The sequence below is a fragment of the Sulfitobacter sp. KMM 9851 genome, from assembly GCF_057178245.1.
Genome location: NZ_CM169991.1, coordinates 2,146,151 through 2,165,943 on the forward strand (window position 1 = coordinate 2,146,151; position 19,793 = coordinate 2,165,943).

General features: G+C 60.1%; 20 protein-coding genes and 1 tRNA gene. 10 read left to right on the plus strand and 11 right to left on the minus strand.

Annotated features, from left to right (window positions below; genetic code table 11):
• Positions 1-4: 4 nt before the first annotated feature.
• From AC1965_RS10630 to AC1965_RS10645, 4 genes are read right to left on the minus strand one after another with little or no spacing between them, the layout of a single operon-like run.
• On the minus strand, positions 5-805 hold the full coding sequence (locus tag AC1965_RS10630; RefSeq protein WP_483883843.1) for an enoyl-CoA hydratase family protein: 801 nt from the start codon (positions 803-805) through the stop codon (positions 5-7).
• Positions 795-1,253 carry a MarR family winged helix-turn-helix transcriptional regulator gene (locus tag AC1965_RS10635; RefSeq protein ID WP_483883844.1) on the minus strand — a complete coding sequence of 153 codons (459 nt, stop codon included), beginning with the start codon at positions 1,251-1,253 and terminating at the stop codon, positions 795-797. The genes AC1965_RS10630 and AC1965_RS10635 overlap by 11 nt, the downstream gene beginning before the upstream one ends.
• Entirely contained in the window at positions 1,250-1,984 is a 735-nt protein-coding gene (locus tag AC1965_RS10640; protein WP_483883845.1) for an SDR family NAD(P)-dependent oxidoreductase, read from the minus strand. The genes AC1965_RS10635 and AC1965_RS10640 overlap by 4 nt, the downstream gene beginning before the upstream one ends.
• Positions 1,981-4,272 (minus strand): bifunctional salicylyl-CoA 5-hydroxylase/oxidoreductase, encoded by a 2,292-nt coding sequence (locus AC1965_RS10645; protein ID WP_483883846.1) that lies wholly within the window; start codon positions 4,270-4,272, stop codon positions 1,981-1,983. Before AC1965_RS10645 ends, AC1965_RS10640 begins: the two co-directional genes overlap by 4 nt.
• 153 nt (positions 4,273-4,425) lie before the next feature.
• Here AC1965_RS10645 and AC1965_RS10650 point away from each other — a divergent pair, with 153 nt between their 5' ends.
• Both AC1965_RS10650 and AC1965_RS10655 read left to right on the plus strand, forming a co-directional pair.
• Positions 4,426-4,566, plus strand: coding sequence for a hypothetical protein (locus AC1965_RS10650; RefSeq protein WP_483883847.1), 141 nt, complete (start codon positions 4,426-4,428; stop codon positions 4,564-4,566).
• Complete coding sequence (locus tag AC1965_RS10655; protein ID WP_483883848.1) at positions 4,559-5,461, plus strand: 2-dehydro-3-deoxygalactonokinase; 903 nt, start codon at positions 4,559-4,561, stop codon at positions 5,459-5,461. The genes AC1965_RS10650 and AC1965_RS10655 overlap by 8 nt, the downstream gene beginning before the upstream one ends.
• A gap of 48 nt (positions 5,462-5,509) precedes the next feature.
• On the opposite strand, the gene AC1965_RS10660 is transcribed toward AC1965_RS10655, so the two are convergent.
• Positions 5,510-6,967 carry a glutamine synthetase family protein gene (locus AC1965_RS10660; RefSeq protein WP_483883849.1) on the minus strand — a complete coding sequence of 486 codons (1,458 nt, stop codon included), beginning with the start codon at positions 6,965-6,967 and terminating at the stop codon, positions 5,510-5,512.
• Positions 6,964-8,298, minus strand: a complete 1,335-nt coding sequence (locus AC1965_RS10665) for a Rieske 2Fe-2S domain-containing protein (protein WP_483883850.1) — start codon at positions 8,296-8,298, stop codon at positions 6,964-6,966. Before AC1965_RS10665 ends, AC1965_RS10660 begins: the two co-directional genes overlap by 4 nt.
• 166 nt (positions 8,299-8,464) lie before the next feature.
• Here AC1965_RS10665 and AC1965_RS10670 point away from each other — a divergent pair, with 166 nt between their 5' ends.
• Positions 8,465-9,163, plus strand: a complete 699-nt coding sequence (locus tag AC1965_RS10670; RefSeq protein WP_483883851.1) for an IclR family transcriptional regulator — start codon at positions 8,465-8,467, stop codon at positions 9,161-9,163.
• Between the two features lie 88 nt (positions 9,164-9,251).
• On the opposite strand, the gene hpaR is transcribed toward AC1965_RS10670, so the two are convergent.
• Entirely contained in the window at positions 9,252-9,692 is a 441-nt protein-coding gene (gene hpaR / locus AC1965_RS10675; protein WP_483883852.1) for a homoprotocatechuate degradation operon regulator HpaR, read from the minus strand.
• A gap of 55 nt (positions 9,693-9,747) precedes the next feature.
• On the opposite strand from hpaR, the gene AC1965_RS10680 reads away from it, so the two are divergent.
• Genes AC1965_RS10680 through hpaH form a run of 6 tightly spaced genes read left to right on the plus strand, consistent with a single transcriptional unit; the run spans position 9,748 to position 15,685 of the window.
• Complete coding sequence (locus AC1965_RS10680) at positions 9,748-10,140, plus strand: 5-carboxymethyl-2-hydroxymuconate Delta-isomerase (RefSeq protein ID WP_483883853.1); 393 nt, start codon at positions 9,748-9,750, stop codon at positions 10,138-10,140.
• Positions 10,137-11,654, plus strand: a complete 1,518-nt coding sequence (gene hpaE / locus AC1965_RS10685; RefSeq protein WP_483883854.1) for a 5-carboxymethyl-2-hydroxymuconate semialdehyde dehydrogenase — start codon at positions 10,137-10,139, stop codon at positions 11,652-11,654. The genes AC1965_RS10680 and hpaE overlap by 4 nt, the downstream gene beginning before the upstream one ends.
• Positions 11,655-11,656: 2 nt before the next feature.
• Positions 11,657-12,637, plus strand: a complete 981-nt coding sequence (gene hpaD / locus AC1965_RS10690; protein WP_483883855.1) for a 3,4-dihydroxyphenylacetate 2,3-dioxygenase — start codon at positions 11,657-11,659, stop codon at positions 12,635-12,637.
• Positions 12,634-14,037, plus strand: a complete 1,404-nt coding sequence (locus AC1965_RS10695) for a pyridoxal phosphate-dependent decarboxylase family protein (RefSeq protein ID WP_483883856.1) — start codon at positions 12,634-12,636, stop codon at positions 14,035-14,037. Before hpaD ends, AC1965_RS10695 begins: the two co-directional genes overlap by 4 nt.
• Entirely contained in the window at positions 14,034-14,882 is an 849-nt protein-coding gene (locus tag AC1965_RS10700; protein WP_483883857.1) for a fumarylacetoacetate hydrolase family protein, read from the plus strand. Before AC1965_RS10695 ends, AC1965_RS10700 begins: the two co-directional genes overlap by 4 nt.
• Positions 14,879-15,685, plus strand: a complete 807-nt coding sequence (hpaH, locus tag AC1965_RS10705; RefSeq protein WP_483883858.1) for a 2-oxo-hept-4-ene-1,7-dioate hydratase — start codon at positions 14,879-14,881, stop codon at positions 15,683-15,685. Before AC1965_RS10700 ends, hpaH begins: the two co-directional genes overlap by 4 nt.
• 15 nt (positions 15,686-15,700) lie before the next feature.
• On the opposite strand, the gene AC1965_RS10710 is transcribed toward hpaH, so the two are convergent.
• Positions 15,701-16,576: a hypothetical protein gene (locus AC1965_RS10710; RefSeq protein ID WP_483883859.1), complete on the minus strand. Its 876-nt coding sequence runs from the start codon at positions 16,574-16,576 to the stop codon at positions 15,701-15,703.
• 127 nt (positions 16,577-16,703) lie between these two features.
• Between AC1965_RS10710 and AC1965_RS10715 the strand changes: the two genes are divergently transcribed.
• Positions 16,704-16,779, plus strand: a tRNA-Thr gene (locus tag AC1965_RS10715).
• A 105-nt stretch (positions 16,780-16,884) separates the two neighbouring features.
• Here the strand turns inward: AC1965_RS10715 and choV are convergent.
• The 3 genes from choV to AC1965_RS10730 all read right to left on the minus strand — a co-directional run bounded on the left by choV (position 16,885) and on the right by AC1965_RS10730 (position 19,758).
• Positions 16,885-17,922 (minus strand): choline ABC transporter ATP-binding protein, encoded by a 1,038-nt coding sequence (choV, locus tag AC1965_RS10720; RefSeq protein WP_483883860.1) that lies wholly within the window; start codon positions 17,920-17,922, stop codon positions 16,885-16,887.
• Positions 17,919-18,752, minus strand: coding sequence for a choline ABC transporter permease subunit (gene choW, locus AC1965_RS10725; RefSeq protein ID WP_483883861.1), 834 nt, complete (start codon positions 18,750-18,752; stop codon positions 17,919-17,921). The genes choV and choW overlap by 4 nt, the downstream gene beginning before the upstream one ends.
• Before the next feature lie 85 nt (positions 18,753-18,837).
• Complete coding sequence (locus AC1965_RS10730; protein WP_483883862.1) at positions 18,838-19,758, minus strand: choline ABC transporter substrate-binding protein; 921 nt, start codon at positions 19,756-19,758, stop codon at positions 18,838-18,840.
• Positions 19,759-19,793 lie beyond the last annotated feature (35 nt).

Sequence of the window (19,793 nt, forward strand, 5' to 3'; positions counted from 1 at the left end):
GCATTTAATCCCCTTCAAAGACGGGGCGCTGCTTGGCGACAAAAGCGTTGTAGGCCCGCTCAAAATCGCCGGTCTGCATGCAGATTGCCTGAGCCTGTGCCTCGGCCTCGATTGCCTGTTCGATGGACATCGACCATTCCTGCGCCAGCATCGTCTTGGTCATCATATGGGCAAAGTTTGGCCCCGCCTGAATCTGCTGCGCCAGTTTTAGCGCTTCGGCCTCGAGCGCGTCGCCATCGACCAGACGGTTGAAAAAGCCCCAGCGCTCGCCTTCGTCCGCCGACATCGACCGCCCGGTATATAGCAACTCTGCCGCCCGGGTCTGCCCGATGATCCGCGGCAGGATCGCACACGCACCCATATCGCAGCCCGCCAGCCCGACACGGGTGAACAGGAATGCGGTCTTGGCTTGCGGTGTGGCCAGACGCAGGTCAGACGCCATTGCGATGATCGCCCCTGCGCCGACACAAATGCCATCCACGGCTGCAATCACCGGCTTGCCGCAGTTCACAATCGCCTTGACCAGATCGCCGGTCATACGCGTGAAACGCAGCAGCTCCTTCATGTTCATTCGGGTCAGAGGCCCAATGATATCGTGCACATCGCCGCCAGAGCTAAAGTTGCCGCCGTTGGAGCCAAAGATGACAACATCGACATCATCGGCATAGACGAGATCGCGGAACCAGTCGCGCAATTCGGCATAACTGTCAAAGGTCAGCGGATTTTTGCGGTCGGGCCGATCCAGCCGCACGGTCGCAATCCCGTTCTCGATCTCGCAAAGAAAGTGTTTTACGTCACTGCGCATCGCTGCGTTCCTTTTTATCTGTTGCCACCGCATAGGCCTGTAAACGCAGCGCCATCGCGCGGGCATCTTCGGCACTGACACCGGCCAGCATTTCGTCAATCCAACCTTCGTGGGCGTCTGCCTGACGGGCAAACTCGGCGCGCCCTGCCTCGGTTAGCCGCAGGGTCATGGCGCGGCGATCACCGGGGACGGGCACGCGTTCAACGAAACCCTCTTCGCCCAATCGGTCCGCGATACCCGTGACATTGCCATTGGAAACCCGCAGCACACCTGAAAGCTGGCTCATCTTTAGCCCTTGCGGGTGGCGCGACAATGCCGCCATCAAATCAAAGCGCGGCAGCGTGGTGCCAAATTCACCGCGCAGCTTGTCCCGCAAATTCGCTTCGACGCCGCGCACCACTTTCAGCAGACGCAACCAGAGGCGCAGGCGGTCTTTGGCACTTGTCATACTTCCCCCCCAGAAAGGCTCAGCGTATGGCCGTTCACACTGGCTGCGCCATCTGACAGCAGATAAAGCGCTGCCGCCGCAACCTCTTGGGTGCTGACAAATCGGTTCTGCGGGCTGGCGCGTTTCAGGATCGCACGCGCTTCCTCGGCGGTTTTGCCCGTGCTGGCGGTGATGTTGTCGACCGAGCGTTCAAGAAGTGGCGTGTCAATAAAGCCGGGGCAGATGGCGTTCACAGTGATCCCGCTGCGCGCCAGTTCGAGCGCCAAGGCGCGGGTCAGCCCCACCACCCCATGTTTCGCCGCGACATACCCCGCGACATAAGGATACCCCTTGAGCCCGGCGGTGGAGGCGACAGCAATCAGCCGCCCCTTGCCTGCCGCTTTCATCTCGGCCAAAGCGGCCTGCCAAACGTTGAACACGCCCGTCACATTGACGGCGAACATGTCGGTCATATCCTGCGCCGTGATCTTGTCGAATGGCGCGGAATGGGCCGCACCGGCATTGGCGATAACACCCGTGATTGCACCATTTTCCGCGCGTGCGGCGGCAAAGGCGGCCTGCACCGCATCGGGATCGGTTACGTCACAGGTTTGGTATGGCAACCCCTGCTCGCGTAACGGTTCCTCGCGTCGGCCCATGATCGTGACCTTGGCACCGTTGGCGGCGACGGCGCGGGCAATTTCAGCCCCCACCCCGGTCCCGCCGCCAGTGATGATCACGTGGGGGTTCATACCTTTTCCATCTCCGCCGCGCGGTCGGCCAGTCGCCACGCTTGATCGCGCCCAGGCCCATAAGGCAACGGCCATGTCGCGTGTCGGTCGCCAATGCCAGAGGCGGCGTGCAGCGTCCAATAGGGATCGGCCAAATGCGGCCGCGCAAGACAGACAAGATCGGCGCGTCCCGCCATCAGGATCGAGTTGACGTGATCGGCCTCGTAGATATTGCCCACCGCCATTGTCTTGATCCCGCCATCGTTGCGGATGCGGTCGCTGAACGGCGTCTGGAACATGCGGCCATAGACCGGCTGCGCCTGTTTTGAGGTCTGCCCGGCAGACACGTCGATGATATCTGCACCCGCATCGTTAAACATACGTGCGATTTCAACCGCTTCTTCAGGGGTCACGCCGTCTCGTTCAACCCAGTCGTTTGCCGAAATTCGTACCGCCATTGGCTTTTCGGACGGCCAAACCGCGCGCATGGCGGCAAAGACTTCCAGCGGGTAACGCATGCGGTTTTCAAGGCTGCCACCGTATTCATCGTCGCGGTTGTTGGATAGTGGCGAGATGAAGGACGAGATCAGGTAGCCGTGCGCAGCGTGCAGTTCGACCATATCGAAATTTGCGCGGTCGGCCATTTCCGTAGCGCTGACAAATTCATCGCGGATTTGGTCCATATCGGCACGGGTCGCGGCCTTTGGCACCGGGTTTTGATCGGACCACGCAATCGCAGAGGCCGAAATGGTCTCCCAATTGCCAGCCTTAAGCGGGGCGTCCATTTCCTCCCACCCCAATTGGGTCGAGCCTTTGCGCCCGGAATGGCCAATCTGACAGCAGATTTTCGCCTCGGTTTCCGCATGCACAAAGTCGCTCAAACGCTGCCACGCCGCCTCGTGCTCTGGCGCATAAAGACCCGGACAGCCCGGTGTGATCCGACCCTCGGGGGACACACAGGTCATCTCGGTATAGACGAGGCCCGCCCCGCCCTTGGCGCGTTCGGCGTAATGCACGAAATGCCAATCGGTCGGACAGCCGTCGACGGCCTTGTATTGCGCCATAGGCGATACGACGATGCGGTTGCCAAGCTCCATATCACGTAGCTTGAATGGCGCGAACATGGGCGCGCGGATCGGGCCATTGGTGTCGGCACCTGCCTGATCAAGGAACCATTTTTCGGCACCCGACAGCCACTTGGCATCGCGTTCGCGCAGGTTTTCATGGCTGATGCGCTGGCTGCGGGTCAGCATTGAGTAATTAAGCTGCACCGGGTCGAGATCCAGATAGCGTTCCACGTCCTCGAACCATTCCACCGAATTGCGCGCCGCAGATTGCAGGCGCAGCACCTCAAGGCGGCGGGCGTCTTCGTATTTTTCAAAGGCGGTTTTCAGATCTTTGTCGTCGGTGACATGTTTGGCCAATGAAATAGCCGATTCCAGCGCCAGTTTGGTCCCCGACCCGATCGAGAAATGCGCCGTCGCCGAGGCATCGCCAAGCAGAACGACATTTTCGTGGCTCCATTTTTCGCAAAGCACGCGTGGGAATTTGATCCAGGCCGATCCACGGATATGGCCCGCGTTGGTCATCAGCTTGTGACCACCCAGATGATCCTTGAAGATGTCTTCGCAGATCGCGATGGTCTCTTCCTGCGTTTTCTCGCCAAAACCATAGGCATCGAACGTCTTTTGCGAACATTCGACGATGAAGGTCGCGGTGTCTTTGTCGAATTGATAGGCGTGGACCCAGATCCACCCCTTGTCGGTTTTTTCAAAGATAAAGGTAAAGGCGTTGTCGAATTTCTGATGTGTGCCCAGCCAGACAAAAGGGCAGCGGCGCACGTCAATATCGGGTTTGAATGTGTCTTCAAACTCCATCCGGGTTTTGGAATTCAACCCGTCACAGGCGACCACCAGATCGTAGTCCGCCATGTAATCAGAGGCCGCTTTCACCTCGGTTTCGAACCGCAGGTTCACACCCAACTCACGTGCGCGCTCTTGCAGGATCAGCAGCAGACGTTTGCGCCCAATGCCGCAGAAACCGTGGCCGGAACTGAGGATCGTCTCGCCCTTGTGGTGCAGGGCGATGTCGTCCCAATAGGCAAAATGGCTGCGAATTTCCTTGGCCGAGACCGGATCATTGACCTCAAGATTATCAAGCGTTTCATCCGACAGAACGACCCCCCAACCAAAGGTATCATCAGCGCGATTGCGTTCCATCACCGTGACATCAGCATCGGGTTGGCGCAGCTTTAGAGAGATCGCAAAGTAGAGCCCAGCAGGCCCGCCTCCAAGACAGATTGCACGCATCGTCATCCCCCTTTTGGTACGTTGAGGGGAGCCTATGGTGAGTCGCGTTTTCGTTCAAGGGTAAATATTTTAAGTTTAAAATATCTAGCGCGGTGGCACGTAACCGATGGTGATCGTGGATATCCGATAGGCGTACCTCTAGGTGTTGGGCGCATGGGGACTGGCCGTCGCAAGGGGCGCGTCGTACATAGATCACGGCGCAACCGGGCCGCACTACAGGAGGACGAACATGATCCAGACGGCGACATTGAACGGACGTCAGAGCAGCAGCATGGTGACCGGCTAGATGATTGATCAGATCAAACCAGAATGGCTGGCAGTCGATTGGGGTACCAGCACCCTGCGCGTCTGGGCGATGCAGGGTGCAACCGTGCTGGATCAGGCGCAATCGGTCGATGGTTTGACCGGGCGGCGCCCCGAGGGGTTCGAACCGACCTTGCAGGCAGTCACTGCACATTGGCATCTGCCCCGGGCCGTGATGGTCATTGCCGCCGGAATGGTTGGCGCGCGTCAGGGCTGGGCCGAGGCCCCCTACCGGACCCTACCCTGCACCCCGATCGCACCTGGCTTTGCCCATCTGCGCAGTGACGTCTTTGATCTGCATGTGATTTCAGGTCTTTGCCAGCGAAAGCCAAATGACGTGATGCGCGGCGAAGAAACCCAGATCGCAGGGTTTCTGGCATTGAACCCAAATTGGGACGGCGTGATCTGCTTGCCCGGCACCCATACAAAATGGGCACAGGTCAGCGCGGGCGAGGTGATCAGTTTCCAGACCTACATGACCGGCGAGATGTTTGGCCTGCTGGCCGGACAATCGGTGCTGCGCCATTCGGTCCAGACCGAAGGCTGGGAGGATGCGGCGTTTGACATGGCCGTGAGCGAGGCCTTGTCGCGGCCCGAGAAACTGGCCGCGCGGCTGTTTGCCATCCACGCAGATGACCGTATGGATGGAACAGCACCGGAAGCGGCAAAGGCACGGCTCTCCGGGTTGTTGATTGGGGCCGAGCTGGCCGCGGCACGCCCCTATTGGCTGGGTCAGAACCTTGCCATCATCGGGGCCGATCCCCAGGCGGCGCTTTATGCCCGCGCGCTCGACAAACAAGGTGCACCTGCCACGCTGGCCGATGCCCCGCGCATGATGCTTGCGGGTCTCTGCGCCGCCTTCCGACTGCTAAAGGGAATCGCATAATCCTGCCGCTGATCGCGATCCTGCGCGTCACGGCGTTGCGAACCAAGGTTAATAGAGGCTGAAATATTCGTCCTGTTCCCAGGCTGATAACGTATCGAGATAGCGCCGCCATTCGGCACGTTTTAAGCGCAGCAGATAATCCACCACCTCGTCCCCCCAGGCGGTCCGATACAGCGTTGACCCCTCGAACGCCGCCAGTGCGGCCCCCAGATCGGCTGGCAGTTTTTGCAAGCCGCCAGCATAGGGCGTTTCACAGGCGTCGGGCGCCACCAGGCTGCGGGTAATGCCATCCAGCCCGCAGATGATCTGGCTGGCGAAAAACAGATAGGGGTTTGCCGTGGGCTCCGCCACGCGGTTTTCGATACGGCTGGCGCTGTCCCCCGGCGTCATCAGCGCGCGGATCATCGTGCCCCGGTTGTCGCGACCCCAGGCGATGGCATCAGGGGCCAACTGGTGCGGCTGATACCGTTTGTAGCCGTTTACGGTGGGCGTCGTCAGAAGGCATGTAGCGGCGGCGTGTTCCAGCAATCCGGCGATCCATCCACTGGCCTTCGCCGTGAGGGCGCCATCGGTTTCCGGTATGAAAAGAGCCTTACCAGTGCTGGTGTCTTGCAAGGATTGGTGCAGGTGCCAGCCACTGGCGGCGCAATTGTCGACCACCGGGCGGCACATGAAGGTGGCGTGGAGCCCGCGCAGGGCACAGACCTCTTTCACCATCGTGCGGAAAATCACCATATTGTCGGCATGGGTCATGGGATCGGCCGGGTCAAAGGTAAATTCGAACTGGCTTGGCCCCATTTCCACCTCGGTTGATCGTACCGGCAGGCCAAGGGCCGCGCAGTTGCGGCGCAGTTCGTCCATGATCGGCTCTAACCGCGAATAATGGCCGTCGGTCAAAAACTGCCAGCCTTGCGACAGGTTTCGCGTCACAGGCGCGCGGGGCGGCATGGTGGCGTCGATGTGATCCAAAGCGGGATCAGTGACCTCGAACACGTGAAATTCGACCTCAAGCCCCACCAGCATCGACAGGCCCGCGTCCTTGAGCTGTGCAATGGCTTGGCGCAGCAGGTGGCGCGGTGCGAAGGGAATGTTTGTGCCGTCTTTCATCACCGGATCACAGAGCAGCCAAGCGGAATGTGGCGACCACGGCAATTCGTAAAAATCCGTCGGGCGCGGCACCATCAATATATCGCCAGCCCCCTGCATCGGGCTGTCGCTGCCCCCATCCCAAACGGGAAACACCGTGCGATTTGCCGTGTCTTTCAACAGCAGCGTCGAAGGTGCGGCAAGGCCGCGCATGAAAACGCTTTCCAATGCGCTGGCGACAAGCGTTTTACCCCGAAGAATCCCGTGCTGGTCGGCAAAGAGCACGCGGATGGTTTCCAGCCCGCTCTTCTCCACCCGGCCAATCAGGTCAGCCGCCGCCCTGCAGGCCGCGTCATCAAGCAGGCCCATCCGGGCGAGCGGTCCGGCCGCCAAACGTTTGCCAAGGCTCTGATCGTTCATTTGATCGCAGCGTCCCAATCGGTACAGCCGGCGCGACGTGCGGCATCGCTGCGGGCGAAGGCGTCGTGCCAATCGGCGGTGTCTGCGATGGTGTCATTACTGATCGGGCCGCGCACGTCAGCAGGTGCCACATCACCGTGCATCGGCAACTCAGCACAGTTGCCATCCGCAAGCGAAGCGATTGCTGCGCGCATCATGCGGCGGTACTTGATGATTGCCACGTCAGTCTTGCCCAGATGTTCGCGGGTGCGGTCAAAGATCGGTCCGGGGCTTTCGACCGCCCATTGGTCGTGCACATTGATATCTAGACCCATACCGGTATAGGTTTCGGCCGCCTGTTCAGCGGGGTCATAGCCGTAGTTGTTGCGCTTGTTCTTGATCGGCGCGTAGTCAGGCAACCGATGTTCGGCCAAGCGCTGATCGCGCATCTTTTTCTTGTCCACGGGGGCGCCAAAGCTGGTAAACATCGAATACCAATAGCAGGTTTCATCGTCGATGGGCACATGCCACTGGGTGATGATCATCTCGCGGCTCATCGGGATAGAAATCGCCTGCGGGAATATCTGGTTGGTGACGCGCACATGGGTGCGGCCATCGTCAAGATGGCGCAACGCGATCAGGCGCATCCCATAGTCCGTTTCCTCGACCGTGATCTCAGGGCGCGGGTAATCGCGCAGCAGTTTCGTCATCGGTATTTCCGCGCGCCCTGCCCCGTCCTTGATGCTGTCGCGGAACTGCTTGCCGTAACTGTCAGCCGGGTCTTCGTCTTGCAGGAAACGGTGCAAGAAAGAGGCATGCGCGGGGTCAATCCCGACCTCCATCGCTTGCAGCCAATTACATTCCCACAGGCCCTTGAACGCAAAGACATGGCTGTCGGGGGCGGTAAAACAGTCAAAACCCGGCAGTGGTGGCGGATCACCGGGACCCATATAGGCAAAGACGATGCCGTTGCGTTCGATCACCGGATACGAGGTGTTCTTGATCTTGTTGTGCATGGTTGAGCCTGCTGGCTCTCCGGGTTGTTCGACGCATTGACCGGTACGGTCAAAATGCCAGCCGTGAAAGGGGCAGCGCAGCCCGTTGTCCTCTAGCCGCCCATAACACAAGTCCGCACCGCGGTGCGGACAGGCGCGCGCGATCAGGCCCAGCTCCCCGTCATCGTTGCGAAAAAGCACAAGCTTTTCACCCAGCAATGTGACCGGCACCACCGGGCGCGGGCTGTTCAACTCATCCGACAGCGCTGCCGGTTGCCAGTAGCGCCGCATAACCTCGCCCGCCGGCGTGTCGGGGCCGGATTGAGTGAGGGTCCGGTTAAGTTCGGCTGAGATCATGGGCTGGCTCCGGTCTGGTGGTTTGGGCTTGCGTTTTGGCCGAATAGCGAACATTATATCATATATACGACCATTCTGGCGGCATCCGCTGCCAAGTCAAGTTGGAATCGCGATGCGCCCTCCTACGAAAGACCTATCGAGCACATTCATCAAAGGATTGCATGTGATGCGCGTGTTCGATCAGGGCGGCGCGCTGTCGCTGGCTGAGATTGCTCGCGCCGCCGGGATAGACCGTGCAGCCGCGCGGCGCCTGGTACTGTCGCTGGTGGAAGAAGGTTATGTGCATCAATCAGGGCGTCGGTTCGCCCTTGCGCCCCGGTGCTTGACCTTTGGCGCCGGCTATCTGCGCGGCGCAGCGGTGGGGACGCAGATCCAGCCGGTGTTAAACCGGTTTGCCGCAGAACTGGATGGGGCAATCACACTGGCGGTGCCGGATGGGATGCAGGCCATCTATATCGCCCAATCGGCCCTGCCCGATAGCGCCGTGAGTTTCGGATTTACCATTGGCAGTCACCTGCCCCTGCTGCACACCGCAGCCGGGCGGATGATGCTGGCCTATGGCGCGCCAGACTGGGCGGAAACTGCCCTGCGCGACGCGCCACTCACGGCGCATACACCCGCCAGCCTGACCACGCGCGACGCAATTGGCGCGGATGTGGCCCGGGCGCGGGCGTTGGGCGCCGCGGTGGTGGTGGGAGAGTTCGAGCCGGGGGTTACGGGCTTTGCCGTGCCTTTGGGCAATCCCGGCGCGTTGCGCGCAGTGTTGGGCACGTCACGCATGACCAGTGAGGCGGATGACGGGATAGTAGACGGGTTGCAACGCGCGGCGCTGACGCTGGACCGAATGGGTGCTTTGCAGCGTTAGACGGGATGGAGTTTGAAAAATGGGGGGGGCCAGCCCGCCAGACCCCCGAGGGTATTTCAGGTCCAAAAAAGAAAGTAGTGTCGGGTCGCTAGTCCTTGAGGTTGTTCAGCTCTTCGAGCAGGTCAAGAAGTTGCTCCATCCGTTCAGCGCCAAACCTCTTTTCGAGATCGGCAAACAGGGCGGCGGCCTCGACTGCGTGGTTTTGCAGCATGTCGCGGCCTGTGGTGGTGACGCTGACGATAGACTTGCGCCCATCGTCGGGATCGGTACGCCGTGTCAGCAGGCCTTCGTCCTCCATCGCGCGCAACATGCGCGTCAGGCTGGGCAACAGCAGACACGCCGCCTGAGCAAGAGTGGTCTGCTCCATCGGGCCGCTTTCATCAAGCACCCGGATTACACGCCATTTCTGTTCTGAAATGCCGCTTTGGTTTAGCATGATACGGATCGGGGCCATCACCGTTTCGCGCGCCCGCAGCAAGGCGATGGGCAGCGATCGCGCCGTGCGACGCAGGGGTAGTTTTTGGTCCATACTTGACAGCGTCCTAGAAATTACTTAACAAAGCAAGTATACCTCGGGAGGGATCATGCCCCATTTCCATATCGACTATTCACCTAACCTTGAAGACCGTATGGATATTTTGGCGTTTTGCACGATGCTGCGCGACGCCGCGATGGAAACCGGCCTTTTTCCGCTGGCCGGACTGCGCATTCGCGCCCTCCCCGCCGCGCATGTGGTGATGGCGGACGGCAATCCGGATCACGCCTATCTGGACCTGTCCATTCGCCTGCGCGCCGGCCGCGACCCCGGCGCCAAGAAGGCCGCTTTGTCCCATATCTTTGCCGCCGCCGAGCGGTTTTGCGACAGCGTACTGACCAGTTCGTCCTTTATGTTGTCGTGCGAAATGCGTGACATTGATGCAGATCTTTCCCCAAAGGTCAGCTCGATCCGCCGCTACATGTCAGGAGATGATGAATGAACGATCTTGAAAGCCGCAAGGCCCGCCTGGCCCCGTTGCTGGCGCGTTTTGCGGATGGCGGTGTGCAGAACCTGATTGGCGGGCAGTCAGTCGCTGCGCGGTCCGGTGCGGTTTTTGCAAATTCGTCGCCTGTGGATGGCAGCCATATTGCCGATGTGGCCCGCTCTGATGCCGCCGATATCGACGCAGCGGCCAAGGCGGCCAAGGCGGCGTTTCCTGCGTGGGCTGCGATGCCGGGTGCTGCCCGCAAGGACCTGCTGCACCGGATTGCCGATCTGATCGAGGCGCGTGCCGACGATATTGCGTTGTGTGAATGTTGGGATTCCGGGCAGGCCTACCGATTTATGTCCAAGGCCGCTCTGCGCGGTGCCGAGAACTTTCGCTTTTTCGCGGACATGGCGCCGGCGGCGCGCGATGGCCAGTCGCTGCCTACGTCGACACATATAAACGTCACCTCGCGGCAGCCGATTGGACCGGTGGGGGTGATCACACCGTGGAATACGCCGTTCATGCTGACCACCTGGAAGATTGCCCCGGCGCTGGCGGCAGGCTGCACCGTGGTGCACAAACCGGCAGAGTTTTCGCCAATGACCGCCCGGTTGCTCGCCGAAATTTGCCACGAAGCGGGCCTGCCGAACGGGGTGCTGAACCTCGTCAACGGCATGGGCGAGGACGCGGGCCGAGCGCTGACCGAACACCCCGACATCAAGGCCATCGCCTTTGTCGGGGAGAGCCGGACCGGGTCGGCAATCATGAAACAAGGTGCAGATACCCTCAAGCGCGTGCATTTTGAACTGGGCGGCAAAAACCCGGTGGTGGTGTTTGACGATGCCGACCTGGACCGGGCGCTGGATGCGGCAGTTTTCATGATCTATTCGCTGAACGGGGAACGCTGCACCTCGTCATCGCGGCTGTTGGTGCAAAAATCAGTCGCAGAGGCGTTTCAGGCCAGGCTGGTGGCGCGGGTGAACCGGATCAATGTGGGCCACCCGTTGGACCCGGCGACCGAAATCGGGCCGCTGATCCACCCGACACATCTGGCCAAGGTTACATCATATTTCGACATCGCCCGGGCCGAGGGGGCAACCATAGCCGCAGGGGGTGCGGCAATTGCGGGGGATGGCTGTTACGTGCAACCTACGCTCTTTACCCATGCGCGCGCCGACATGCGGATCGCGCAAGAAGAGATTTTTGGCCCGGTCCTGACTATGATGACCTTTGAGGATGAAGCCGAGGCACTGGCGATGGCCAATGATGTGGCTTACGGGCTGGCGGGGTATGTCTGGACCAATGATATCGCGCGCGCCTTTCGGTTTTCAGACGCGTTGGAAGCAGGTATGATCTGGGTGAATTCCGAAAACGTGCGTCACCTGCCGACGCCCTTTGGCGGGACCAAGGCCAGCGGAATTGGCCGCGATGGCGGGCAGTGGAGTTTTGATTTCTATATGGAGCAGAAAAACGTGGCCATCGCACGTGGCGCGCATAAAATCACCCAACTGGGAATGGAGGCCTAAGCATGGCGATACCGGCGGCGAACCTATACGCTCCGTTCAATATCGTCCGGCTGAGCCATGTTGAGCTCAAAGTGACCGATCTGACATGGGCGCGCGGCTTTTACGTCGATACGCTGGGGTTGCAGGTCACGCACGAGGACGCAAACCACATCTACCTGCGCGCGATGGAGGAACGTGGCCATCATTGCGTGATCCTGACCAAGGCTGCGGCGCCCTCTGTGGGGCCGTTGGGGTTCAAGGTCTGGGATGAAAGTGAATTGGACAAGGCCGAGGCGTGGTTTCAATCGCGCGATCTGCCGACGTCCTGGATCGAGCGGCCCTTCATGGGGCGTGTCTTGCAAACGCGCGACCCTTGGGGCGTGCCGCTGGAATTTTACGTTTCGATGGACAGGCTGCCGACGATTCACCAGAAGTATGCCCTGTATCGCGGGGTCAAACCGCTTAGGATCGACCACTTTAACCTGTTCAGTTCGGATGTGGACGGCGCGGTGCAGTTCTATGGCGATATGGGTTTTCGCGTAACCGAATATACTGCTGACGCGGAAACGGGCCGCACCTGGGCCGCGTGGATGCAGCGCAAAGGTGGGGTGCATGATATCGCCTTTACCAATGGGCGCGGGCCACGGCTGCATCATCTGGCGTTCTGGGTGCCGACGCCGCTTAATATCATTGACCTGCTCGATCTGATGTCGACCACCGGCTATGTGACGCATATCGAACGCGGGCCGGGCCGACACGGTATTTCCAACGCGTTTTTCCTGTATGTCCGCGACCGTGACGGCCATAGGACCGAGATTTACTGTTCAGATTATCAGACCATAGACCCAGATCAGGAACCTATAAAATGGGATTTGAAAGATCCGCAGCGACAGACCCTTTGGGGCGCTGCTGCGCCGAAATCATGGTTCGAGGAAGGATCAGTGTTTGATGGAGCAGATTTGCGCGACAGCGACCTTGCCGCTCAACCGATTGTTGCGCCATGAACTGGGATGAATTCAGTCACTGGGGCGAGAAGATCACCCATTGGGCCACAGATTATCACAAGACTTTGCGCGACCGCCCTGTGCGGGCGCAGACCACCCCCGGCCAGATCGCCGCCATGTTGCCCCCTGCCCCGCCCGAAGCCGGCGAGGCGATGGAGACAATCATGGCGGATTTTGAGCGGATCGTGATGCCGGGGATCACCCACTGGCAACACCCGCGCTTCTTTGCCTACTTTCCGGCCAATGCCGCGCCGCCCTCGATGCTGGCCGAGATGCTGGTCAGCACCATCGCGGCGCAGTGCATGTTGTGGCAAACCTCGCCCGCCGCCACCGAGATGGAAGGTGTGATGGTCGATTGGCTGCGTCAGGCCCTGGGGCTGCCCGCCGGGTTTTCGGGCGTCATTCAGGACAGCGCGTCGTCCGCCACCCTGTCGGCGGTGCTAACGATGCGCGAACGCGCGTTGAACTGGCGCGGCAACAAGGAAGGCTTGTCCGGGATGGGCCGGCTGCGCATCTATTGTTCCGAGCAGGTTCACTCATCCATCGACCGCGCCTGTTGGGTGGCCGGGATCGGGCAAGATAATCTGGTTAAGATCGGCGTCGGCAGCAGCGGCCACGCCTATGAGATTGACGCTGACGCTTTGCGTGATCAGATTGCCCAAGACCGCGCCGCGGGTTTCATTCCTGCGGGGATCATCGCCATTACGGGTGGCACGGGCATCGGGGCCTGGGATTTTCTCGAACCCGTGTTGGCCGTCGCGAAGGACGAAGACCTCTATACCCATCTTGATGCGGCCTGGGCCGGCTCTGCCATGATCTGCCCCGAGTTCCGTGAAACCTATTGGCGCGGCGTGGAAGGGTTCGACAGCATCGTGTTCAACCCGCACAAGTGGTTGGGCGCACAGTTTGACTGTTCCGTACAGTTCCTGCGCGATCCGTCACAGCAGCTTAACACGCTCAAGATCGAGCCGGAGTATCTCAAGACCACCCACGGCGCGGTGACAAACTATTCCGAATGGACCATTCCGCTGGGCCGTCGGTTCCGCGCGCTGAAACTGTGGTTCCTTATGCGGTCTTATGGATTGGAAAATCTGCGCAGCCGTATTCGCAACCATGTCACCTGGGCGGGCGAACTCTGCGAGATGTTGCGTGGGATGGACCCATTTGAGATCGTGACCGAACCGATCCTGAGCATTTTCACCTTCCGCTGCCCCGGCGATGACGCGGCGCAACAGCGGCTGGTCGATGCAATTAATGACGACGGCTGCATCTACATCACCCAAGGGATGCATGATGGGCGCAAGGTCATCCGCTTTCAGGTCGGGCAATTCGACTGCACGCGCGACGATGTGATGCTAGCGGGAAATGTGATCCGCGACGTCTGGGAGCAGACACGATGAAAATTGCCACCGTCACCCATAACAACACACAGTTATGGGGCCTGATCGGCGCGGATGGATTTCATGACCTGTCCCACGCGCATCCCCAGTGGCCAACACTGCGCGAGGTGATTGAGGCCGGGCAACTGACCGCCATGTGCAACGCAGACGCCGGTGTCACCCACCCACATGGGTCATTTCGATATGACATCCCAGTGCCACGCCCGGAAAAAATCATCTGCGTCGGCGTCAATTTTCCCGACCGCAACGCCGAATACCGCGATGGCCAGGATGCACCGCCGCACATGTCACTGTTCCCGCGTTTCGCCCGCAGCTTTGTCGGGCATGACACCGCCCTCACCCGGCCGCCGGAATCGCCGCAACTGGACTACGAGGGCGAAATCGCTGTCGTCATTGGCACCGGCGGCCGCCGCATTGCACAGGACGCGGCACTGGGCCATATCGCAGCGCTGACGCTCTGCAACGAAGGTACAATTCGCGATTGGGTGCGCCACGCAAAGTTCAATGTGACTCAGGGCAAAAACTGGGATGGGTCGGGTGCCATCGGCCCCTGGCTCGTGCCATTCAGCGATCCGGCCCAGATCGAGGATGTGGCCCTGCAGACGCGCGTCAATGGCGAATTGCGTCAGGACGACCGCACCGGGCGGATGCTTTTTCCGGTGGCGCAGCAGATCGCCTATATCTCGACCTTCACCACGCTGATGCCCGGCGACATCATCGTGACCGGCACGCCCACCGGCGCCGGCGCCCGGTTCGATCCACCGCGCTTCCTGCAACCCGGCGACCAGATCGAGATAACGGCCACCGGTATCGGCACCCTGCGCAACGGGGTGGTGGACGAATGACGCCCGACCAGATCAAAGCCGCTGCCGACGGCCTGTTTCGCGCAGAAGTCACCGGCCAGCAATGCGGGCTGATCAGTCTTGCCCATCCGCAGATGACCCTCGACGACGCCTATGCGATCCAGGCGGCGTTGGTGGCCCAAAAGACCGCCCAAGGGCTGCGGCAGATCGGCTGGAAGATCGGCCTGACCAGCCGTGCGATGCAACAGGCGCTTAACATCACGACGCCGGATTCCGGTGTTTTGCTGTCCGACATGATGTTCGCGCCCGGTGACACGGTTCCCTTGGGGCGATTTATTCAGCCCCGGATCGAGGCCGAAATCGCCTTTGTCATGGGGTCAGATCTGGCGGGCGCAGATGTCACGCGCGATCAGGTTATCACCGCCACGGCCCATGTGTGCCCGGCGCTGGAAATTCTCGACACACGGGTGATGCGTGCAGACCCGGCCACGGGCACGGCCCGGATCATCTATGACACCGTGGCCGATAACGCGGCAAACGCGGGTATCGTGCTGGGCCGCCAACGACACGCCATTGCAGACGTCGATCTGCGCTGGATCGGGGCCGTGGTAAAACGCGACGGCGTGGTTGAGGAAACGGGTCTTGGTGCCGGGGTGCTCGACGATCCGGTTATGGGCGTTGTCTGGCTGGTTCAGCGATTGGCCGCATATGGCGCCGGGCTGGCGGCGGGTGACATCGTGCTGTCAGGTTCGTTTATCCGCCCGCTAGAAGCACCGCCGGGCAGCCTCTTTGACGCGGACTTTGGGGATTTCGGCAGGATTTCCCTGAATTTCGCGGCAAGCTAAGCGGTATCGCGCGCCCTAGGGCGCAATCACCTTAACGCCCGGAATGCGCTGAATCTTATAGACATCCGCGTCATAGGCTTCGGTCATCTGATCAACCAATTCTTCGGTCCAGCCGGGCATGTCGAGCTCTTCTTCGATCTCGTCTTCCAGCGCGAATTTATCAAGGAAGGCCGCGATAACCCGGCGCTTCTGCATCTCTGACATGTCGGGGTGGCTGTCGAGATAGCTGCGGAACCGCTGCATCCCCTCCTTGGACATGATCGTGCTGAGCAAGTCAAAGCCGCCAGCAATCTTTGCATCTGCCGCAACCCCCGCGATCTCGCGAATGATCTGTGACCAGATCAGGGGCGTGTCTTCGTTGCACCAAATGGTGATCGGAATTTCCGGCGCGGCCTCACGCATCAGAATCAATGTATCGGACCAGCGCACATCCAGCGGGCTCTTGTCGCCCCAGAACGCCGCCTGCGTTTTATCGGCGGCCTTGTCATAGAGGATCGGCACCAATGAGGCCGGATTGCGAATCGCAAAGAAAATTTCAAGCTGATCATCGGGAAACAACTGCGCCATGCGCATCATCCGCACGGGCGCTGCGGAATAAAGCATCCCCTCCTGCATCGCTGTGGCGGGCGTGCGAAAGAAATTCGCGTCTGACAGGATCACCCGTTCGGCGGGCGCATCATCGAGAACGGCATCCAGCAGCACTTCGCGCGCCTCGGCCGAGGGCGGCGTTTTGTGCATCGCATTCAACGTATCACGAAACAAGGACCGATAGGTGCTGGGACCCGGCATGGTTATGCCCTGCTTGGAAAACTCATCCTTATTGCGCAGCAGGCACTTGAGCAGCCGCTCGTCCTCGGTGAAATGGACGCCAGTGTGCAAAACGAGATGCATGTTACCCCAATCGATGGTCAATCTACTGCCGTTGAATACTAGGTCTTGCTGGCAGAGTAAAATGGCAAAGCAAGTGCAATTTCACCCCTTGCACGATCCGAACCAATCCCCTAAATGAACGCCCAGTGCCCCTATAGCTCAGCTGGTAGAGCAACTGATTTGTAATCAGTAGGTCCGCGGTTCGAGTCCGTGTGGGGGCACCATTTTACTCTAGCTTGACGACCAACCGTGGCTCGTAGGCGCACCGCAAGTCTGCTGCGCCCGGTGCACGGGCCACGTCGTCTGCGCCGCCCGCCCCTCAAAAGGGGTCAGGTCATCCTGTCATCCGCCACCTTAAGCCGCTCGACGATGCTTTGCGCCGTTACCGTGCCGATGCGGGCATCGCCCTCTGTGACGTCCAGCGCGACGTCAGGGCCGCTCAGCAGGTCAATCAGATCGCGCACGGCGGTTTCGGCGGTGGTGGTGCCCGAACCGGGCGTAGCACTGGACGGCCCCATGACATCGCGCGCGGTCAGGACCCCCAGCGGGTTCATATTGGCGACAAAATCGGCAACGTAGTCAGACGCTGGATTCGAAAAAATCTCACGCGGGGTGCCGATCTGCACGATGCGCCCGCCTTCCATGATGGCGATGCGCCCTCCCAATTTGAATGCCTCATCCAGATCGTGGCTGACGAAAATGATCGTGCGTTTCAGATCGCGCTGCAGATCAAGCAATTCGTCCTGAAGCCGACTGCGGATCAGCGGGTCAAGCGCCGAGAAGGGTTCATCCATCAACAGGATCGGTGCTTCTGTCGCAAAGGCACGGGCAAGTCCCACGCGCTGCTGCATGCCTCCCGACAGGTCGCCTACCTTGCGATCGGCCCAGTCGCTTAAGCCAACAAGCGCCAGTTGTCTGTCCGCCCGCTCAAGCCGTTCGGCGCGGGGCACGTCGGCCAGCTCCAGCCCCAGCGCTACGTTGTCACGCACGCTGCGCCACGGCAGCAGGCCAAATTGCTGGAACACCATGGACACACATTCGCGGCGCACGCGGCGCAGTTCCGAGGCGCTGCTGCTGTGCACATCGCAGGACCATGACCCATCGTTGACATGTACCGTGCCGCGCACCATCGGGTTCAACCCGTTGACCGCCCGCAACAACGTGGATTTGCCAGAACCCGACAACCCCATCAGCACCAGTATCTCGCCGCTTTCCACGGCCAGTGAACAATTATGGACGCCCAGGACCTGCCCTGTCGCCGCTTCGATCTCGGAACGGTTTTGGCCTTTGTCCATCAGGGGCAGCGCCTTTTCCGGCTTGTCGCCGAACACGATCGAAACGTTGTCAAACTCTACTGCTTTGGTCATTTCCGGCCCACCCGCAAAATCCGGTCGAGCATGATCGCCACGACAACAATGATCAGGCCGGATTCAAAACCCAGCCCCGTGTTCACTTGGTTCAGCGCCCGCACCACAGGTACGCCAAGGCCATCCGCCCCCACCAGTGCCGCAATGACGACCATCGACAGCGACAACATAATGGTCTGGTTCAGGCCCGTCATGATCTGCGGCAATGCGTAAGGCAACTCAATCTTCCACAGTGTCTGGCGCGGCTTGGCACCAAATGCCTGTGCCGCCTCGAGCAGCGATTTGGGCGTCGACGAAATACCCAGTTGCGTCAGCCGGATCGGTGCGGGCAGTACAAAGATCACCGTCGCGATCAGCCCCGGCACCATACCGATGCCAAAAAACACAATCGCCGGGATCAGGTAAACAAAGGTCGGCAGGGTCTGCATCAGGTCAAGCACGGGCGCCATGACGCGGTACAGCCGCGGCCGGTGCGCCGCCGCAATGCCGATGGGCACGCCCACCCCCATACAGACCACGCACGCCGAAAGCACCAGCGTCAGGCTTTCTGTCGTCTCTTCCCAATAATCCTGATTGAGGATGAACAGGAACCCAAGCACCACAAAGATCACGGTTTTCCAATTGCGTTGGATGGCCCAGGTTATGGCGGCAAAAACTGCGATGATGATCAGCGGATGCGGCGTTTGCAGCACCCACAGGATCGCGTCGATCAGCCATTCCATCGCCAGGGCCAGACCGTCAAAGAACCACGCACCGTTAATCTGCAACCAGTCGAGCGCGTTTTCCGCGACATCCGCAATCGGGATTTTGTTTTCGGTCAGCCAGTTCATGTCAGTCCTTCGGCATTGGGGCGTGGATCATAAAGAATGGCCCGCCTCAGGTGTGAGACGGGCCATTGATGTCATCGCGCGGTGGTCACTTCAGCGCCTCAACGGCGGCCATCGCATCACCACCGTCTTGGGTGGTGACACCCGCCAGCCAGCCATCCAGTACGCCTGAGTTTGCCTTGATCCAAGCGGCGGCGGCGGCTTCGGGTTTTTCACCGTCATCCAGAATCGCGCCCATGATTTCGTTTTCCATGGCCAGCGTGAATTCCATGTTATTCAACAGCTTGCCCACATTTGGGCATTCCTCGACATAACCGGCGCGGGTGTTGGTATAAACCGTCGCACCGCCCAAGTCGGGGCCAAAGAAATCATCGCCACCCTCAAGATAGGTCAGCTCAAAATTGGCGTTCATCGGGTGCGGTTCCCAACCAAGGAAGACAACAGGCTCTTGCTTGCGGGTGGCGCGCTGCACCTGCGCCAGCATGCCCTGCTCAGAGGATTCGACCACTTCAAAAGCGGCCAGCTCAAAGGCGTTGTCGTCGATCATCGACTGGATCAGCCGGTTGCCGTCGTTGCCTGCCTCAATGCCATAAATCTTACCTTCAAGCGCGTCTTTGTGGGCGGCGATATCGGCAAATGTCTTGATGCCCATGTCGGCGGCGGCCTTGTTCACGGCCAATGTGTATTTCGCACCCTCAAGGTTCGCGCGCACGGTGTCGACGGTGCCCGCTTCACGGTATGGGGCAATGTCGCCCTCCATCGTGGGCATCCAGTTGCCGAGGAAGACATCAATGTCGCCCGCCGCCATTGAGGTATAGGTCACGGGCACGGCAAGGATCTTGGTTTCCGTGTCGTATCCCAGCGCTTCAAGCACCACGCTGGCTGCGGCAGTTGTCGCCGTGATGTCGGTCCAGCCCACATCAGAGAATGTCACCTTGTCACAGCCTGCGGCCGAAACGGAGGTGGCAATGGTCAGTGCAAGTGCGGATGTCGCGAGCAGTTTCTTCATAAGATAATCTCCCCAGAGATATTTTTATTGATTGG

Coding starts and splice junctions, on each gene's coding strand:
- AC1965_RS10670 (WP_483883851.1), top strand. CDS start 8,465: ATGCGCGTGTTCGATCAGGGCGGCGCGCTGTCGCTGGCTGAGATTGCT.
- AC1965_RS10730 (WP_483883862.1), bottom strand. CDS start 19,758: ATGAAGAAACTGCTCGCGACATCCGCACTTGCACTGACCATTGCCACC.
- AC1965_RS10650 (WP_483883847.1), top strand. CDS start 4,426: ATGGGGACTGGCCGTCGCAAGGGGCGCGTCGTACATAGATCACGGCGC.
- AC1965_RS10655 (WP_483883848.1), top strand. CDS start 4,559: ATGATTGATCAGATCAAACCAGAATGGCTGGCAGTCGATTGGGGTACC.
- hpaH (WP_483883858.1), top strand. CDS start 14,879: ATGACGCCCGACCAGATCAAAGCCGCTGCCGACGGCCTGTTTCGCGCA.
- hpaR (WP_483883852.1), bottom strand. CDS start 9,692: ATGGACCAAAAACTACCCCTGCGTCGCACGGCGCGATCGCTGCCCATC.
- AC1965_RS10680 (WP_483883853.1), top strand. CDS start 9,748: ATGCCCCATTTCCATATCGACTATTCACCTAACCTTGAAGACCGTATG.
- choW (WP_483883861.1), bottom strand. CDS start 18,752: ATGAACTGGCTGACCGAAAACAAAATCCCGATTGCGGATGTCGCGGAA.
- AC1965_RS10645 (WP_483883846.1), bottom strand. CDS start 4,272: ATGCGTGCAATCTGTCTTGGAGGCGGGCCTGCTGGGCTCTACTTTGCG.
- hpaD (WP_483883855.1), top strand. CDS start 11,657: ATGGCGATACCGGCGGCGAACCTATACGCTCCGTTCAATATCGTCCGG.
- AC1965_RS10700 (WP_483883857.1), top strand. CDS start 14,034: ATGAAAATTGCCACCGTCACCCATAACAACACACAGTTATGGGGCCTG.
- choV (WP_483883860.1), bottom strand. CDS start 17,922: ATGACCAAAGCAGTAGAGTTTGACAACGTTTCGATCGTGTTCGGCGAC.
- AC1965_RS10660 (WP_483883849.1), bottom strand. CDS start 6,967: ATGAACGATCAGAGCCTTGGCAAACGTTTGGCGGCCGGACCGCTCGCC.
- AC1965_RS10710 (WP_483883859.1), bottom strand. CDS start 16,576: ATGCATCTCGTTTTGCACACTGGCGTCCATTTCACCGAGGACGAGCGG.
- AC1965_RS10640 (WP_483883845.1), bottom strand. CDS start 1,984: ATGAACCCCCACGTGATCATCACTGGCGGCGGGACCGGGGTGGGGGCT.
- AC1965_RS10630 (WP_483883843.1), bottom strand. CDS start 805: ATGCGCAGTGACGTAAAACACTTTCTTTGCGAGATCGAGAACGGGATT.
- AC1965_RS10665 (WP_483883850.1), bottom strand. CDS start 8,298: ATGATCTCAGCCGAACTTAACCGGACCCTCACTCAATCCGGCCCCGAC.
- AC1965_RS10635 (WP_483883844.1), bottom strand. CDS start 1,253: ATGACAAGTGCCAAAGACCGCCTGCGCCTCTGGTTGCGTCTGCTGAAA.
- hpaE (WP_483883854.1), top strand. CDS start 10,137: ATGAACGATCTTGAAAGCCGCAAGGCCCGCCTGGCCCCGTTGCTGGCG.
- AC1965_RS10695 (WP_483883856.1), top strand. CDS start 12,634: ATGAACTGGGATGAATTCAGTCACTGGGGCGAGAAGATCACCCATTGG.